This window comes from Polaromonas sp. P4_F4 (assembly GCF_056401355.1).
In genome coordinates this window covers 13,548-30,804 of record NZ_JBFUJO010000011.1, presented here as the reverse complement: position 1 = coordinate 30,804, position 17,257 = coordinate 13,548, and the positions used below count along the sequence as shown (strand labels likewise).

Sequence of the window (17,257 nt, the reverse complement as noted above, 5' to 3'; positions counted from 1 at the left end):
GCCGGTTCCGCGGCCCCTGCTGGAGCAGAGCCTCCCCGCTTTCCTTGGGCGGCCCGGCGGAACACTGAGCCATAAAAAAAAGCCGCTGAGACAGCGGCTTTTTTGTACTTGTTCTGCGTTCAGCGGAACTTGCTCTGAGGAATCACCTTGAGTTCACCGTCCACCGAAGCCAGGTAGTTGGCCAGCAGCTTCAGCTCGGCATTGGTGTACTGCTTGGCCATACCCGCCATGATGGCGTTGCCGCGACCCACCTTGGGGTTGTTGTCGGTCTTGTAGGCCTTGAGCGCCACGAACAGGTAATCACTGTGCTGGCCGGCAATCTTGGGATAGGCCGGATCAATCGGCTTGCTGAAATTGGCGCCGTGGCATGAAGCGCAGTTGGCCTTGTTCAGCAGGGCCTGCACATCAGCGCTGGGTTCTTTGGCCGGCTTGGCAGGCAGCTCGGCACCTTGCACCACGCCGTGGGTACTGTAAAAGGCCGCCAGGTCAGCGATGTCCTGGTCGGTCAGCGACTCGGCAATGCCGCGCATGGTGGGATGCTTGCGTTCACCTTTTTTGTAGCCGTTAAGCGCCGCCACGATGTATTTGCCCCCTTGGCCGGAAATCATCGGAACCTTGTAAATCTCGGGAAAAGACGCCTGGTAGCCCTTGATGCCGTGACAGCCAATGCACATGGCGTTCTTGGTTTCGCCGGCTTTGGCATCGCCCTTGACTTCCTGGGCCAGGCTTGAGACCGTCACACAGGAGACAGCTACAGCGAATATCGTGGTCAACAGCTTATTCATTTTGCGCGCACAATCAGGTGAGAATTCATCGTATAAAACAACTTTGGATTATATCTGGGCCTGCCAGGGCCGGTGACTGCACGCTGGCGGCCCGCGCAAGAACACTCCATTCGCGTCTACATCCCCGTCCACATCACCCCATCCATTCGACCCATGAACATGAAATTCCAAGGTTCACAAAACTACGTCGCCACCCAAGACCTGATGCTGGCCGTCAATGCCTCCGCCGCCCTGAAAAAGCCCTTGCTGGTCAAAGGCGAGCCCGGCACGGGCAAGACCATGCTGGCCGAGGAAGTGGCCCAGGCATTGGGCCTGCCCCTGCTGCAATGGCATATCAAGTCGACCACCAAGGCGCAGCAGGGTCTCTATGAATATGATGCCGTGTCCCGCCTGCGCGACTCCCAGCTGAGCACCGTCGAGGGTGGCGAAAAGGTCAAGGACATCCACAACTACATCGTCAAGGGTGTGCTCTGGCAGGCCTTCACGGCCGACCAGCCCGTCGCGCTGTTGATCGACGAGATCGACAAGGCCGACATCGAGTTTCCCAACGACCTGCTGCGCGAGATCGACCGCATGGAGTTCTATGTGTACGAAACACGCGAGCTCATCCGGGCCAAGCACCGCCCGCTGGTGTTCATCACCTCCAACAACGAGAAGGAACTGCCCGACGCCTTCCTGCGCCGCTGCTTCTTTCACTACATCAAGTTCCCCGATGCCGACACGATGAAGCAGATCGTCGATGTGCATTTCCCCGATCTCAAGAGGGAACTGCTGGCCGCCGCCATGAAAACGTTTTATGACGTGCGCAACCTGCCCGGCCTCAAAAAGAAGCCATCCACCAGCGAGCTGCTCGACTGGCTCAAGCTGCTGGTGGCCGAGGACATTCCGCTGGAAGCGCTGCACAGCAAGGACGACAAGGTGGCGGTGCCGCCGCTGGTTGGCGCGCTGCTCAAGAACGAGCAGGATGTGACGCTGTTTGAAAAACTGGTGTTCATGCAGCGCAACAACCGCTGAACCCGGAGTTCACATTCATGAACCAGAAATCATTGTTGGTGGAAGGCCTGTCGGATGCCATCGGCTTCGTCGGTGGCGCGCTCCTGGGCTACTGGATCGGGCGCCTGCTGGGGCTGGACATTTTTGCCGAAGGCTATGACAACAGCGCCATCGGCGGCATTGTGCTGGTCGGCCTGGGCGGTGGCCTGGGCCTTCAACTGGCCCGCCGCTGGAGAAAACGCCAGAAGGCCAATGGGGAGAGCTGAGCATGGCTTTTGTTGAACCCGTGAGCCTGGAAGCGCGCGGCGTGCGGCTGGTGCCGCTGGGTCTGGACCACGAAGCGGGGCTGCGGGCCGCCGCCAGCGATGGCGAACTTTGGAAGCTGCGCATCACGTCGGTACCTGAACCGCATGAAACACGGGCCTACATTGAAACCGCGCTGCAAACCGGCAACCGCCTGGCGTTTGCGGTCACCGACGCCGGCACGAGCAAGGTGCTGGGCACTTCCAGCTTTCATGACATCGTGCCGGCCATCAAACGCGTCGAGATTGGCTACACCTGGTATGCCGCCAGCAGCCAGCGTACCCACGTCAACACCACCTGCAAGCTGCTCATGCTCACCCATGCGTTTGAAACCCTGGGCTGCCATGTGGTGGGCTGGCGTACCGACAATTTCAACTTCGCCAGCCAGCAGGCCATTGAACGCCTGGGAGCCCGGAAAGACGGCGTGATTCGCGGTCACGCGCTGCGGCGCGACGGCACCATTCGCGACACCGTGATGTACAGCCTGCGCTCCGGTGAATGGCCCGAGGTCAAGGCGCAGCTGCTGTACCTGCTTGACAAACCTCGCTCTTGATATGGCCCCCACGCTTTTCACTTCGTGTAATGCGCTGCCCCCCGAGGGGGCCGCTGCGCCTGCGGTCTGGCAAAGCCAGTCCCGCGGCCCCTGCTGGGATGAAGAGCCCCCACGCTTTTCACTTCGTGTAATGCGCTGCCCCCGAGGGGCCGTTTTTCCCTTGGGGCGGCCCGACGGGAAAATTCTGCAAGAGGGTTCCCCATGCTGATTGACTTCTTCTACACCCTGCGTTCAGCCAAATTGCCGGTCTCCGTCAAGGAATACCTGATGCTGCTTGAAGCACTGGAGGCGGGTGTTGTGGGCCCGAACAGTGAAAAGAGCGGCACCAGCGACGATGAAGGAGGCGAAGGCGGTGAAGGCGCCTGGAAGATCGACGACTTCTACTACCTCAGCCGCACGGTGCTGGTGAAAGACGAAAAGCACTACGACAAATTCGACCGTGCCTTCGCCGCCTACTTCAAGGGCGTGGAGATGATTGCCGATTTCACCAAGGACATCCCGCTGGAATGGCTGCGGAAAAACCTGGAGCTGGAACTGAGTGCCGAGGACAAGGCAAAGATCGAAAAGATGGGCTGGGACGAGCTCATGGAAACGCTGAAAAAGCGTTTTGAAGAACAGAAAGAGCGCCACGAAGGCGGCAGCAAGTGGATTGGCACGGGCGGCACCTCGCCCTTTGGCGCGAACGGCTACAACCCGCAGGGCATACGCATCGGCCAGGAAAAAAGCCGCAATAAAAGCGCGGTAAAAGTCTGGGACCAGCGCGCCTACAAGGACTACGACGACACCCAGGAGCTGGGCACGCGCAACATCAAGGTGGCGCTGCGCCGCCTGCGCAAGTTTGCGCGCCAGGGCAATGCGGAAGAGCTGGACCTCGACGACACCATCCGCTCCACGGCGGCCAACGCCGGCTGGCTGGACATCAAGATGGTGCCCGAGCGCCACAACAATGTGAAGGTGCTGCTGCTGATGGACGTCGGCGGCACCATGGACGAACACATCCACCGTGTCGAGGAAATGTTCTCGGCGGTCAAGGCAGAGTTCAAGCACCTCGAGTTTTATTACTTTCACAACTGCGTCTACGACTTCATGTGGAAGAACAACCGCCGCCGCTTCAGTGAAAAGTTCCCGACGTGGGACATCATCCGCAAGTACAACAAGGACTACAAGCTCATCTTTGTCGGCGATGCCACCATGAGCCCTTACGAAATATTGCAACCGGGCGGCAGCGTCGAATACAACAACGAAGAGGCCGGCGCCGAATGGATGCAGCGGCTGACCAATGCCTTCCCGAAGTTCGCCTGGATCAACCCCGAGCCGCAGGGCGTCTGGCAATACCGCCAGAGCATCAGCGTGATCCAGCAGCTGGTCAATCAGCGCATGTACCCCCTGACCATCAAGGGACTTGAAGAGGCGATGCGCCTGCTTTCCAAGTAGGGCTCAAGTAAACTGGGTGTGTGACCCACCCCAGTACCCGCTGCGCGCGGACGGCCACACCGGCAGGACTGACCACTGCGAGCCTCGCCCTTGTCATCGCCTTCCTCGCGATTTTTTCCCCGCCCGCAGCCAGGGCGCAATCGGGTGCGCCCGCTGCCGACCCGGCCGCCACGGCCGTGACAACGCCACCGTCCGGGACGGCACAGACCGCACCGCCACCCCCCCCACCCCCCGAAAAGGTAACACCGGGCCCCACACCCCAGGGCGCGGTAGGACCAACCAGCGCACCGCAGGAGGTGACGGCCTTTGACATTGCAGTGCGGGCTCCGCCTGCCGTGCGTGAACTGCTCGAAAAGCACATCGAGCTGCAGCGCTACCGCGCGGTGACGGACCTCGACGAGGCCGAACTGAACCGCCTGGTCGTGCTCGCCGAACGCAATGTGCGCAACCTGGTGGGAACGCTGGGCTACTTCAGCCCGGAAATCCGCATCACGCGTGAGGGCGGCGTGAACCAGCACCCCACCATCGTGGTTGCGGTCGATCCTGGCGAAGCCACCCTCACAGGTGCGGTGGCGATCGACTTCGCGGGAGACATTGCCGACTCGCCCGATCCCGACGCGATCGCCCAGCGCTCGGAAATCAAGCGCGACTGGCGGCTGCCCACCGGCCAGCGCTTCACGCAGGACGCCTGGGACGGCGCCAAGACACAGGCACTGCGGCAGCTGGTCGCGCGCCGCTACCCCGCCGGCAAACTGGACTACAGCCTGGCCGATGTGGATGCGCCAGCCCGAACCGCCGGCCTGTCGGTCAAGCTCGATTCCGGCCCGCTGTACCGCCTGGGTCCCATGCAGATCAGCGGCGTGGAACGCTATGACCCCGTACTGGTGCCGCGACTGGCCCGCCTGAACGCCGGGGCCATCTATAACCAGAGCCAGTTGGTGGAGGCCCAGCAGCGGCTGGCCTCCAGCGGCTATTTTGATTCGGCCTATATCTTTGTCGACCCCGAGAGCGACCCGCTCGCAGCGCCGGTACAGGTGCAGGTGCGCGAGGCCAAACTGCAAAAGGTCACGCTCGGCGTCGGCATCACGACAGACAGCGGACCGCGCGCTTCCGTTGAGCACACCCATCACCGCGTTCCCGGCATTGGCTGGCGTGCCGTGACCAAGCTGCAGGCCGAAAAGAAAAACCCCTTTGCGCAAACCGAGTGGACAGCCATACCCAACGAGGACAACTGGCGCTGGGTCGCGCTGGGACGCGTGGAACGCCTCGATGACGACGAACTGATCACGCAGGCCCAGCGGCTGCGTTTTGGCCGGACGCAGGCCGGCGACCACATAGACCGCAACATGTACCTGCAATATGACCGGGCCCGCGTGCATGGTGCTGGCCAGCTCGGCAATACCGCCGCAGACACGGGCGATGGCTCGGCGCTCACCGCCAACTACGTCTGGACCGGCCGCTACTTTGACAGCGTGCCCTTCCCCAGCCGGGGTTACGGCCTGGGGTTTGAACTGGGCGGAGGCACCACGCTGGGCCAGGACCGCCAGCCCTTCACCCGCGCCGTGGGCCGCTGGCTGGGCATCAAGTCACTGGAGCGCGGACGCATCGCCATGCGCGCGGAGGCCGGCGCCGTGCTGGCCAAGGACGCAGCACGCATCCCGGGCACGCAGCTGTTTCGCACCGGCGGCGACGCCACCGTGCGCGGCTACGGCTACCGCGACATCGGCATCAGGCTCGACAACGGCACCATCGGCCCCGGCCGCTACCTCGCCGTGGGGAGCGTGGAATGGCAACGCCCCATTGTTCGCAGCGGCGTCACCACCGAGTGGGAAAACACGCTGTTCATCGATGCCGGCGCCGTGGCCGACAAGCCCCAGGACCTGCGCCCCTCGGTCGGCGTGGGCACCGGCGTGCGCTGGCGCAGCCCGATTGGCCCCCTGCAAATGGACCTGGCCTACGGCGTCAAGGTCAAGCATGTGCGCCTGCATGTCAGTGTGGGGTTTATCTTCTGATGAGCACGCCGAAGCAAACCGGTGCCGAAGCAGCCCCGCCGAAAGCGGGGGCGGATCGGGCACAGTCCACGCGGCGATGGCTGACAGCGATGGCAGTCGCAGCGGGCAGCCTGTTGCTGCTGGCTGTTCTGGCCGTTGGGCTGGCCTGGTGGTGGGCGGGCACGGAAGGCTCGCTGGCCACCGCGCTTCGCTGGCTGGCGCAGTCACAGCCGCTGACGGCCGGGCGAGCCACAGGTTCGCTGCGCGAAGGCGGGCACGTCGACCGGCTGGCCTGGCAGCAGGAGGGGCTCAGCGTCGAGGTGCGCGATGTGAGCCTGGCCTGGCAACCCTGGTCGCTGCTGCATGGCACGCTCCGGCTGGACCGGCTGGCGGTGGGCAGTGTGCAGCTGCACGACCAGCGCCCGCCTTCAGCCCCGTCGCCACCGCCCACCGCGCTCGGATTGCCGCTGCGGGTGGTACTGGCCCACTTCTCGGTGGGCCGGTTCGCCCTGCAGGGCAAGACAGCCGTCACGGCCTCCAGCATTTCAGGGCGCTATGAATTTGACGGGCTGGCGCATCAGCTGCAGTTGCTGGATGCCGAGGTGGCCCAAGGCCGTTACCAGGGCCGCGCCAGTCTGTCTGCGCGCAGCCCGGTTGCGCTCGAAGCCAGCCTGTCGGGTGCGCTGTCCGCCGAACTTCCGAACAGCCAAAAACCTTTGCCGCTGGCATTCACCGCCACGGCCAGCGGACCGATCACCGACATGCAGGTCAAGGGCCAGCTTCAAATGACAGGCAGCGCGCCTGCCGGCCGCGCGCAGCCCCACGCGACGGCGACGGCGCGTGTCATGCCCTGGGCGGCACAACCCCTGCCGCAGGCGGATGCGACCTTTCGCGACCTGGACATTGCGGGCTTGTGGCCCGACATGCCGCAAACCCTGCTGACCGGTAACGCCAGCGTACGACCCGCTGACACGGCCGCAACAGCCAGCGCGGCGTGGCTGATTCAACTACAGATGGCCAACGGCTTGCCCGGCCCTTGGGATCAGAAGCGGCTGCCCATTGAACGACTGGAAAGCCAGGGCGAATGGCGCGACGGCGCGGCGCTGGTTCGCTCGCTCAAGGCGCGGCTGGGCGGCGGCGAGCTGCTGGCCACGGGCGAATGGGCGCCGGCCGCAGGCACTGCGTCTCCACCCAAACCGCCGTCAACGCGTGCCCCCGCCCCAGACTCCGCTCTGTCCACGCCACCCACTCCACCCGTTACGGTCGCCCCGGCCTGGAAGCTGCAGGCCACCCTGCAGCAGATCAACCCGGCGCTGCTGTACTCCCAGCTTGCGCCGCAGCCTGTTGACGGCCGGGCTACCGTGGCCAGCGAAGGAACAAGCACCCGCTTCGACGCCAGCCTGCAGGCCGCAGGCAATGGCATCAAGCCGCCCGCCAGCGCCAGCGCCAGCGCCAGGGCCAGGGCCAAGGCCAAGGCGGCAGGCCAACGTTCCCCTGGCGTGCTGCGCCTGCGCGATGCGAGCGCCACGGGCACCTGGAACCCGGCCCAGGCCGGCGGCACCCTGGCGCTGTCGGCGCTGCGCTTTCGCACCGATGACGCGGAACTGGCGGGCCAACTGGAAGCCCAGCCCAAGGCCTGGGGTGGCAAGGGCAGCCTGACCCTGACGGCGCCCGGACTGGACGCGGCACTGCAGGGCGAGCTGCGGCAGGCCAGCGGCAAGGGAAACCTCAGCCTGCGCGGCCGGGATGCAGCGCTGGCCTTGCGCTGGCTGCAAGAACTGCCGGGCCTGCCCGCCGCGCTGCAGACAGCCTCTGCCCGCGGCAGCGCGGAACTGCAGGCCAGCTGGGACGGCGGCTGGCAAGACCCCAGCGTGCAGGCGCGGCTGGAGGTGCCTTCACTCGACTGGTACGCGCCCACCAAGACAGCTGCCGGCTCTGCCCCACGCGCACCCGCAGCTGCGGGCACGGCAGAGACAGCCGACACGCTCAAAATCCGCGCCCTGCAAACCAGCTTGTCGGGCCGGCTAAACCAGATGCAACTGAGCACCCAGGGCCGCCTCGAGGCCGGGCAACGGCGTTATGCGCTGCAACTGGCCGCTGAAGGCGGGCGCACCCCTGCCACGCGCAAGCTGCCGCTGGGTGAATCCGCATGGCAAGGCCTGCTCAACCAGCTCAGCCTCAGCGTGGAAGACCCTTCCCTCGGCAATGGCAGTGGCAGCGGTGCGTGGCGGCTCGCCACCCGTGGCACGGTGCCGCTCGCATGGACACCAGCGCGGGGCGGCGCCTTCGAAAGCGGTGCGGGAGAAGCCCTGCTGAGCGCGCCGGCGCAGACCGCCGCAGGGGGACCCAGCAGCGCCTCCACGTCGGCCGTCCTGGCCTGGCAGCCGGTGCGCTGGCGCCCCGGTGAACTCATCACGTCCGGCAAGCTCACCGGCTTACCGCTGGCCTGGATTGAATTGCTGGCAGGCCCGCAGATGGCCGGCGCCGGCCTGGGCGGCAACCTGCTGCTCGACGGCCAGTTGGAGGCCACGCTCAGCGACACGCTGCGCCTCAAAGCCACGCTGACCCGCAGCAGTGGCGACATCAGCGTGCAGGCAGAAACCGTGCAGGGCGTGCCCACACGGGTGGCGGCAGGCGTGAAAGAAGCGCGTCTGTCGCTGGTCAATGACGGAGAGGCGCTGACCCTGGCTGCGCGCTGGGACAGCGAGCGCGCGGGCACAGCCGACGGCCAGCTCCGGACCCGCCTGGCACGCGCTCCGGCCGATGCGGGCGGCGGCTGGCTGTGGCCCGCAGACGCGCCCTTGAGCGGCCAGTTGCGTGCGCAGCTGCCGCGCATTGGTGTCTGGTCGGTGCTGGCGCCGCCCGGCTGGCGGCTTCGCGGTTCACTGGGCACCGATGTGAGGATCAGCGGCACGCGGGCCGCCCCCCAGCTGGCAGGCGAGTTGCAGGCCAACGACCTGGCCTTGCGCTCCGTCGTGGACGGCATCGAGTTTGGCAACGGCCGCCTGCGCGCGCGGCTCGACGGCACGCGCATGCGCATCAACGAATTCACCCTGCAGGGCGCCGGCGACAAGGGGACGGGCGGCAGCCTGATGGCCCGGGGCGAAGCCGGCTGGATCGACGGCCAGCCGCAGGTGCAGCTGGAGGCCCGGCTGGAGCGGCTGCGCGCCAGCATACGAACCGACCGGCAGCTGACCGTCTCCGGCGACGTGCAGGCCAGCCTCAAGGGCGTGCAGACAGAGCTCACCGGCAAACTGGTGGTGGACCAGGCCCGCATCATCCTGCCCGACGAAGGCACGCCACAGCTGGGCGATGACGTCGTGGTCCGCACCACCCGCGGCAGCGCGACCGGCCAGAAAGCGCCGGCGCAAACCAGCGGCGCCACCGCCGACAGGGATGCCCGGCCCGTCAAGCTGGCGCTGCAACTGGGCCTGGGCAATGACTTTCGCGTTCAAGGCAAAGGCATCGACACGCGGATACGCGGCACCCTCAGCCTGTACGGCGAGTCGCTGCGCGAACCGCGCCTGACCGGCACCGTCAACACCGCGGGCGGACAATACCGCGCCTATGGCCAGCGCCTGGACGTCGAACAGGGCGTGCTGCGCTTCACCGGCCCCCTCGACAACCCGGCCCTGGACATTCTGGCCATCCGCCCCAACCTGACGCAGCGTGTGGGCGTGCAAATCACCGGTACCGCCCTGCTGCCCCGCGTGCGCCTCTATGCCCAGCCCGAGCTGCCCGATGCCGAAAAACTGTCCTGGCTGGTGGTGGGCCGGGCATCGGCATCCGGGGGCGCGGAAGCCGCGCTGCTGCAGCAGGCGGCGCTGGCCCTGCTGGGCAGCAAAAGCGGCGGCATGTCGGGCGGGTTGGCCTCGTCGCTGGGGCTGGACGAGCTGTCGTTTCGCGGCGCCTCCAGCAATGCGGACGGCACGACCACGCAGGGCGCCGTCACGCTGGGCAAGCGCTTTTCGCGTAATTTTTATGCCGCCTACGAGCGCAGCATTTCCGGTGCGCTGGGCACGCTGTATATTTTTTACGACCTGTCGCAGCGCTTCACGGTACGCGCGCAAACAGGCCAGCAAAGCGCCGTGGACCTGATCTTCACCGTGCCTTACGATTGAACCCTGGCAGCCGAGCCGCATCGAAGCAAGCACCCATCCCGGTTCCCCGGAGCCAGCGCATACAATTCCAGTTCTTCGAAAGAAGTACAAAAGCAGAAAAAGTGCCGCCATAGTTCAATGGATAGAACGAGTGCCTCCTAAGCGCTAGATACAGGTTCGATTCCTGTTGGTGGTACCACCCCAACATCCAAACAAATCCAAAAAAGACCAAGAAACCCGCATGCCTATTGGCATTGCGGGTTTTTCTTTGTCCAAGATCGTGCAGTGGAATACACTGGTATGCAGCCGTTTTGATGGTACTTTTGATGGTACCTAGAAAACGCCCTAAAAAAAGTACCATCAAACACTGCCATGGCACTAACCGATACCTATGTAAAAAACCTCAAACCCAGTAGCAAGGCTGCTGGCGAAAAACACAGCGACGGCCATGGGCTGTATCTGCTAGTTAAGCCGAGCGGCAAGTACTGGCGGTTCAACTACCGCTTTGTCGATAAGCAAAAAACACTCGCACTGGGCGTTTACCCCGACGTTTCGCTGGCCAAAGCCAGGCAGCGCCGCGAAAAGGCCAAGGAACAACTAGCCGATGGCATTGACCCTAATACCGCCAAACAGGAAGATCGGCGCGCCAAAGCTGTGGCCGCCTCGAACACATTTGAAATCGTAGCGCGCGACTGGCTGATCAAAACAACGGCGAAGCGCGCTGCCAACACCCAAGTCAAGATTTCGCGGTCGCTTGAAAAGGACGTATTCCCCTTCATCGGAAATATGGCCATGTCCGCAATTGGCCCTAGGGACGTTCTAGAGAAGGTTTTACGAAAGATCGAGGCGCGAGGAGCTATCGAAACCGCCCACCGCGTAAAGCAGAATATTGGCCAAATATTTCGCTATGCCGTTGTCACAGAACTAGCCGAGCGTGACGTTACATCGGACCTGCGCGAAGCGTTAGCCAGCAAGCCGGACGTGAAGCACAACGCCGCGATAACCGAGCCCGAAGCATTAGGCGCCTTATTGCGTGCAATGCACGCCTATACCGGCCACTTCACCACCGTGGCCGCCCTCAAGCTTTCGCCTATGTGCCTTGTTCGTCCTGTTGAACTGCGTACGATGGAATGGGCGGAACTTCGTCTTGACGATGCGGAATGGCGTATCCCAGGCGAAAAAATGAAGATGAATGCTGACCACATCGTTCCGCTGCCTCGCCAAGCCGTAGCAATTTTGCGTGAACTAGCGCTAATAACTGGTCATGGCCGCTATGCTCTTCCCAGCATCCGCACCGGTGAACGGCCAATGAGCGACAACACGATCAATGCCGCCTTACGAAGCATCGGCTATAGCGGGGACCTACAAACCGGACACGGGTTTCGAGCCACCGCGCGAACCATCTTGGATGAAGTATTGGGCGAGCGAGTTGATTTCATCGAACACCAACTGGCCCATGCAGTGAAAGATCCAAACGGCCGCGCATACAACCGTACGGCTCATTTGCCAGCACGTCGCAAAATGATGCAACGCTGGGCAGACTATTTGGACAAGTTACGTCAAAGCGTGTAAGACCGCCTCGGGTACCGTCAACCTTAGGCAGAAGCGCTTGAGAGCCATTACAGGGCCTGGCGCAGCTGGCGCTGCCCCCAATTGCCGATAAGCGCCAAAAACTCGCGTTTAAAGTCATTTTTGGCTGTTTTTCACTCAAAAAGTAGTACTTTTTATCTACTTTTGAGTTAAAATAGCCTCAGTTTCAACGTTTTCTCGCTGCGACACCCGGCAACCCGCACCCGCTGCGCGCCTGCCAAACCTTCCTCCCCAGCTTTCGTTTTCCCGTTAATTCGACCCGCTTTGCTTGGGCCAAGTGGGCGTGCGCGTTCGTCTTTGCACGTAGCCGCACCGCCGTTCCGCTTCTCCATTCACACCGCTTTTCTTCCGCACAAAGGCTGAGGCAAAGCCACGTCCACCTTTTCCCTTGTTAGTTCTTTAAGAAAGGCCTTGCCATGTCTGCACCGTTTGAAAACTCTCCAAAAACACCGCGTCGACCCTTATTTTTGTTGGGACGCATTGTCGCGACACCGGGTGCACTGCACCTACTGCGACAGACCGCCACCAGTCCAGAAGTGTTGCTGATGCGGCATATAACCGGCGACTGGGGCGAGATTTGCGCCGAAGATGCCGAAGAGAATCGGCTCTCTCTCGAACAGGGCTTTCGCCTTATGTCGGTGTATCGGCTGCCTTTGAAGGATAAAACCGTCACTGGCGAGGCATCCTTGACGCCGAATAACTCAGCTGCTGAGGCTGATAGAGATGATGATGCTGTTGGCCGGCGCATTTGGCTCATCACCGAAGCCGACCGCAGCTGCACAACGTTTTTGTTGCCGAGTGAGTACTGATGCGCCGCCGCGCACTCCCTCGAGGCTGTCTGCCCCGGCATTCGGCCGCCGTCAAAGCTTACGTCGATTGCAGCCTCTCCGCCAACACGCAACGAGCCTATGCATCGGACCTTGCGCGCTTCAAAGCGTGGGGTGGGAAGATTCCCTGCTCGTCCCAGACGGTGGCAAATTACCTGGCCGCTTGTGCCGGCACGCTCAAGATCAGCACGCTGACGCGGCATCTGGCCGCGATTGCCCATGGGCATGCGACAGCCGGATTCGAATCCCCGGTCGCCTCTCCCATCGTCAAGGCCACACTGCGTGGCATTCGCCGGGTCCATGGCACGGCACAGAAACAGGCCAAGCCGATCACCGTGCAGATGCTGCGCAAGCTGGTCAGGCCTGTTGCCGCCTTCTCCGCAATGCGAAACCTGCGTGATCGCGCTTTGCTGCTGACTGGCTTCGCTGGCGGGTTTCGGCGCTCCGAGCTGGCCGGCCTGACGGTGGGCAGTGTCAGCTTTACCCGGCGCGGGGCGGTGATACGGCTGGGGGCCAGCAAGACTGATCCGAATGGCACAGGCCGCAATGTGGCCGTGCCGTTTGGCGAAACGCCTCTATGCCCTGTGCGCGCGCTGAAGGACTGGCTGAAGGCGACTGCTCGCCTGCCCGCCTGCGGGGAGCTCAGCAATCCACCGCTGTTTCGCCGGATCGACCGTTATGGCAACGCGGGCGGAGGGCTGTGTGATGCAGCCATAGGCTGGATATTGAACCAGCGTATGCAAGCCAAGGGCCTCCATGCCAAGGGTTTCTCGGCGCACAGCCTACGGGCCGGCCTGGTGACCAGTGCGGCCAAAGCCGGTGTGCCCAACTGGGCCATTCAGCGCCAAACGGGTCATCGATCCGAGTTCATGGTCCAGCGCTACATCAGAGACCTCCAGCCGTTCGAACAGAACGCATTGAAGTCTGTTCTGTAAGCCACAAGCGCTTACACCTACCGCCCCACCCTGAACACCACGGGCATGGGCGTCTGCACACCCGTGACTCCAACCGTTGAGAAATGCGAACTTGGCGACGCCGATTCGCCAGAAAGGATTAACCCATGCAATCCGCACCGAATGTTTTGAATGCTGAATGTCTCAACGTGACTGAGGGCGCGGCCCAAGCTCCGCTTGTTTTCACCATCGCCAGCGCGGTTAATCACTTCTCGCCCACCAGCTCACTCAAACACTTCGGCGCCAAGCAGTGGCGCTCTATCCATCAGCCCCTGGTCCATTTGTCGTCTGTCGGTCATGGAGTGTTCAAAACTATTGCGTCATTTCCGGTGAGCGACATTATCGAGGTCCATGTCGGACTCAAGGAAACCGGCGAGTTTTTGCGCCTCACATGCACTGGCACAGTTGACGCCTACCAGGCGCCAGACTGGGCACGATTAACCCACGAAATGACCCAGGACGCCAAGCCGCTGTGCAGCGCCGACCTGCAACAGCTGCGTCAACATTTAGACCACCAATGGGCACGTGCCATCGAGGTGGCCGGCAGCGCCCGGCGCCTTAAAGCCCTACTGACCTGCTGGCAAGAGCAGGGGGTTCACTTCATCAGGGCGTGCCTGCTTGCCGCGCTAGGCGCCCACGCCGATATGAGCACCGTCAGCCTAATGCGCTCTGCCCGTTCCCGGTCAACGGCCGTATACAACTGGCTGTGTGTTGCAGAGCCTTTAAGGACGATTAGGCATGCAGCCTTGAAGCTTGAGCCCGCCCTGTTGACCCACGCCATAAGCCACCGCAGTGCTTGCACCGATCAATTGCTTAGGGCGGCTGATCAGCAAGCCCCACTTCGCATTGTCATTCGACAAGTGTTTGGCTTGAACCACGCGGAAGTCCGATATCTGAACCGCGTCATTGGCGCCAGGGAGGTCAGTGTTGAGGTTTTCCAAACCTTGACGCGACATATCGCGTCGCTGCCGCCAGAAGTTCGCCCGAGCAGCTTCAGAGGCGCTACGGCGTTGGCCATGACACACCACCGGCGCATGCGTGACGGCCTTGCGTTTCTTTTTCCCGAACGTTTGTGCAAGGCGCTGGGGCCGGTCACTACGCTGCAGCACCGCCAGGCGGCGCAGCGGACATGGCGGCGCTACGTGATTGAGCATCATCGTGCTGCGGTAGACGGATCTACCCGGGGAATTTTCGACCCGAAAGCCGACCGGGCATGGGCTGAAGACCCGGACTTGGAGGATAGTGCTGAAGATGCGCAGGGCGACCAGGGCTGGCCCGCACTTGATGAGCAGGATGATTTTGAATTCCAGGTCGCCGGGCTGAGCGCGGATGACTTCTTTCAGGAGTGGCTGCTCGGTTTGCCCTATGAGGTCCGGAGCGCGACTCACCTCAAGCTGTGCCGGCTGTCCGTGAGCAAAAGAATCGGGTATATCGAACATTGGCGGTATGCGCTGCTGGTGTCGTTGCAGCGGTATACAGCGTTACACAAGGTTTTGCCAACATTGGTTGCCAGCACAGCTCAGACCTTTGGCTTTACTGCGGCGCCTGGTCAAGCACCCGAATTCATTACGGCCATAGAGCTCGACGCGTGGAATGACGACGCATGGCTATTTTCGCCGTTAGTTTCGCGGGCCAGCTTCGAGCTCACGGCTGAGGAGCTTTGCAACTGTGCCGACGACCCTTCGTTCATCACCAACGCGCTGGTGGTGCGGGCATTTTATGTTCGATTGAAATGCCTTCGAACCGGCGAAGATACGCTCATCGAGTTTGAGGTTGATGAACGCGCCCAAGACGCCACATTAAGCGGTGCGGTAGCGCCGGACGGACTAACTTTTGCGATCACTCAACACAGTGGCATCAACAACCGGCGGGCATCGGATGTGTCCCTCGCAAAAGCTATTCAATTTCTGGCTTGGCTTAACCAGCAGTTTGGTGCTACTGCACGCGGCAGACACCTAGCATCGCTGCGGCGGCAAATCCAATCGGACGTGTCGATGCATCTTATTCAACACCGCAAGGAGATTATTCATACCGCAGCGGTGCGGGTACACAACCAGGGCCTGCGGTGGTCGCCTCGTTAGCAGTTTGGGTGGTACGGCAGAAAAGAGACTGCGCTGCGCGCTGCCTTGTATCCCACAAATTTGATGTGAACAAGGTAGCATAGATGCGCTGACGGGGGACTGGTGCTTATATTTTCAGCTAACTGTAACGGAGCAAGATAGGCGCGGGTTGCGCCAACTTCAACGCCTGTTGCTAACAAAGTTATGCACAGCTTTTGTTTATGACCTCTACCCTGCCGCCTATAGCGGCACGCAACTTTATGCCCGTACAGTTTGCAATCAGCGATGGATACAGTTAACTTTTTTTACGCGAGCGGCTGTAAACCGCATTGATGAGCAGCAAAGCCGTGGCTAGAGAAAGAATGCTGACGCTGGAAATCGCCTGCCATCATTCTGGCTCTAACTGACTAGCGATGCTGATGATGACTGTTTTGAGAGAATTATCTGTAGATCAACAGCCGCCCCTTTACGGTCACTGAGAATTGGGTTTCGAACGGCGGGACTGCAGCGAGGTTGTGTGAAAACTCGAAAACAGGCGCCAGGATCAAGAAATTGGGTGTACCAAAACCATTCCCGACCATACGATCGTCGCTTGTGGGCCGTTCTACGAGGTCGACTTTTGCGACACGTATGTAATCGACAATTTCCAGGACGTTTTCACACAGCCTCCAGCGTAAGCAGACGGTGACATTGGCTGCCCGACCTGCCGGACCGGGCCATGAGTCGTCATTCGCCCTGATGTCCCAAGGCGGTCGTTCGACCACCTTCGGCGCGACGCCGGCAGGGAACGCACCTGTCGGGTGACGGAGAGAGTGAAATCTGTGGCAAGTAAGTGAAAAACTGCTGACACAAATAGTGAAAGGATCCGGCTGCGGCTCCGCTAAGCCAAGGACCCGGGGGCGCGAGTCGATTGTCTGCCGCAGGTCACCGGTTCGGCTATGACTAGTTTCTGAGGTCACGCCGGTGGCCCGCCCCTGACGTAGTTGTCATGCCGACCGATCAGGCCAGCGCCGTGCCCATGCTGTCGCAGACGTTCACTCCGGTGACGCGTCGAAGCGCGGGGGCATCAGCGCTCGAGACTCGGCGAGCAGACGCTGCCAAAGATCAGGGTCGTGGGAAAGTTGGGCTATTCCTGCGGTGCTGAGCACCCCAATGCGCGCCGCGAAGTCGAGAATTCGACCGATGTCGTCGGACGTGAAGGCGGGCTCGAGCACTTCACCGTCGCTCCATCGCTCGAAGTGTTCTGCGCCAGTGTGGGTCATCCCGCTCATGGCGCGCCAGCTACGCCGGTAGATCGTCCGGAGGCTGCTGACCTCACCATCGCCCTGCAGCTTCTCGAGGGCCGTAATCAGGCTGGACATATCGGGGATCTTGTCCTGCAGGTAGCCCTCGACCTGCTCATTGGTTCCGCAATGGGCCAGCCATATCCCGCGCACGTAGGCCTCAAACTGCGGGCGGCCCAGTGAAAGAAGGCGCTCGAGGTTAGGGGCGTCGCGAGCGCGAGCAGCGTGACGATCGCGGCATGGTGCTCTTGTGCGACCCCGAAGCAGATGGCCGCCACGCGGGTGCGTAGGTCGCCGCCGAGACGCACGCCGCCCACTTGGCGTGCGAGCCACTCAATAAGTTGCATCGACTTGCCCAGCGATTCCTCAGCCATCAGATCCTCTC

At 62.2% G+C, this 17,257-nt stretch carries 12 protein-coding genes and 1 tRNA gene; 11 read left to right on the top strand and 2 right to left on the bottom strand.

What is annotated here, in order from left to right:
* Nucleotides 1-119: 119 nt before the first annotated feature.
* Nucleotides 120-785 (bottom strand): c-type cytochrome, encoded by a 666-nt coding sequence (locus tag AC1DUR_RS13240; RefSeq protein ID WP_477719435.1) that lies wholly within the window; start codon nucleotides 783-785, stop codon nucleotides 120-122.
* A 159-nt stretch (nucleotides 786-944) separates the two neighbouring features.
* Here AC1DUR_RS13240 and AC1DUR_RS13235 point away from each other — a divergent pair, with 159 nt between their 5' ends.
* The 11 genes from AC1DUR_RS13235 to AC1DUR_RS13185 all read left to right on the top strand — a co-directional run bounded on the left by AC1DUR_RS13235 (nucleotide 945) and on the right by AC1DUR_RS13185 (nucleotide 15,610).
* Complete coding sequence (locus AC1DUR_RS13235; protein ID WP_477719543.1) at nucleotides 945-1,799, top strand: AAA family ATPase; 855 nt, start codon at nucleotides 945-947, stop codon at nucleotides 1,797-1,799.
* 17 nt (nucleotides 1,800-1,816) lie between these two features.
* Entirely contained in the window at nucleotides 1,817-2,044 is a 228-nt protein-coding gene (locus AC1DUR_RS13230; RefSeq protein WP_477719434.1) for a hypothetical protein, read from the top strand.
* Nucleotides 2,045-2,046: 2 nt separating this feature from the next.
* Entirely contained in the window at nucleotides 2,047-2,634 is a 588-nt protein-coding gene (locus AC1DUR_RS13225; protein ID WP_477719433.1) for a GNAT family N-acetyltransferase, read from the top strand.
* A gap of 201 nt (nucleotides 2,635-2,835) precedes the next feature.
* A complete protein-coding gene (locus tag AC1DUR_RS13220; protein ID WP_477719432.1) occupies nucleotides 2,836-4,068 on the top strand; it encodes a vWA domain-containing protein in 1,233 nt (410 codons plus the stop codon).
* Between the two features lie 20 nt (nucleotides 4,069-4,088).
* Nucleotides 4,089-6,080 carry an autotransporter assembly complex protein TamA gene (locus tag AC1DUR_RS13215; RefSeq protein ID WP_477719431.1) on the top strand — a complete coding sequence of 664 codons (1,992 nt, stop codon included), beginning with the start codon at nucleotides 4,089-4,091 and terminating at the stop codon, nucleotides 6,078-6,080.
* Nucleotides 6,081-6,169: 89 nt separating this feature from the next.
* Nucleotides 6,170-10,180, top strand: coding sequence for a translocation/assembly module TamB domain-containing protein (locus AC1DUR_RS13210; RefSeq protein ID WP_477721661.1), 4,011 nt, complete (start codon nucleotides 6,170-6,172; stop codon nucleotides 10,178-10,180).
* Between the two features lie 103 nt (nucleotides 10,181-10,283).
* Nucleotides 10,284-10,358 (top strand) — tRNA-Arg (locus AC1DUR_RS13205).
* A 173-nt stretch (nucleotides 10,359-10,531) separates the two neighbouring features.
* Complete coding sequence (locus AC1DUR_RS13200; RefSeq protein WP_477719429.1) at nucleotides 10,532-11,731, top strand: tyrosine-type recombinase/integrase; 1,200 nt, start codon at nucleotides 10,532-10,534, stop codon at nucleotides 11,729-11,731.
* Nucleotides 11,732-12,165: 434 nt separating this feature from the next.
* Nucleotides 12,166-12,558, top strand: a complete 393-nt coding sequence (locus AC1DUR_RS13195) for a type I restriction endonuclease subunit M (protein ID WP_477719428.1) — start codon at nucleotides 12,166-12,168, stop codon at nucleotides 12,556-12,558.
* A gap of 161 nt (nucleotides 12,559-12,719) precedes the next feature.
* Nucleotides 12,720-13,511: a site-specific integrase gene (locus AC1DUR_RS13190; protein WP_477719427.1), complete on the top strand. Its 792-nt coding sequence runs from the start codon at nucleotides 12,720-12,722 to the stop codon at nucleotides 13,509-13,511.
* A 125-nt stretch (nucleotides 13,512-13,636) separates the two neighbouring features.
* Nucleotides 13,637-15,610, top strand: coding sequence for a hypothetical protein (locus AC1DUR_RS13185; protein WP_477719426.1), 1,974 nt, complete (start codon nucleotides 13,637-13,639; stop codon nucleotides 15,608-15,610).
* Between the two features lie 1,013 nt (nucleotides 15,611-16,623).
* Here AC1DUR_RS13185 and AC1DUR_RS13180 read toward each other — a convergent pair.
* Entirely contained in the window at nucleotides 16,624-17,205 is a 582-nt protein-coding gene (locus tag AC1DUR_RS13180) for a DUF6988 family protein (RefSeq protein ID WP_477719425.1), read from the bottom strand.
* Between the last annotated feature and the right edge of the window lie 52 nt (nucleotides 17,206-17,257).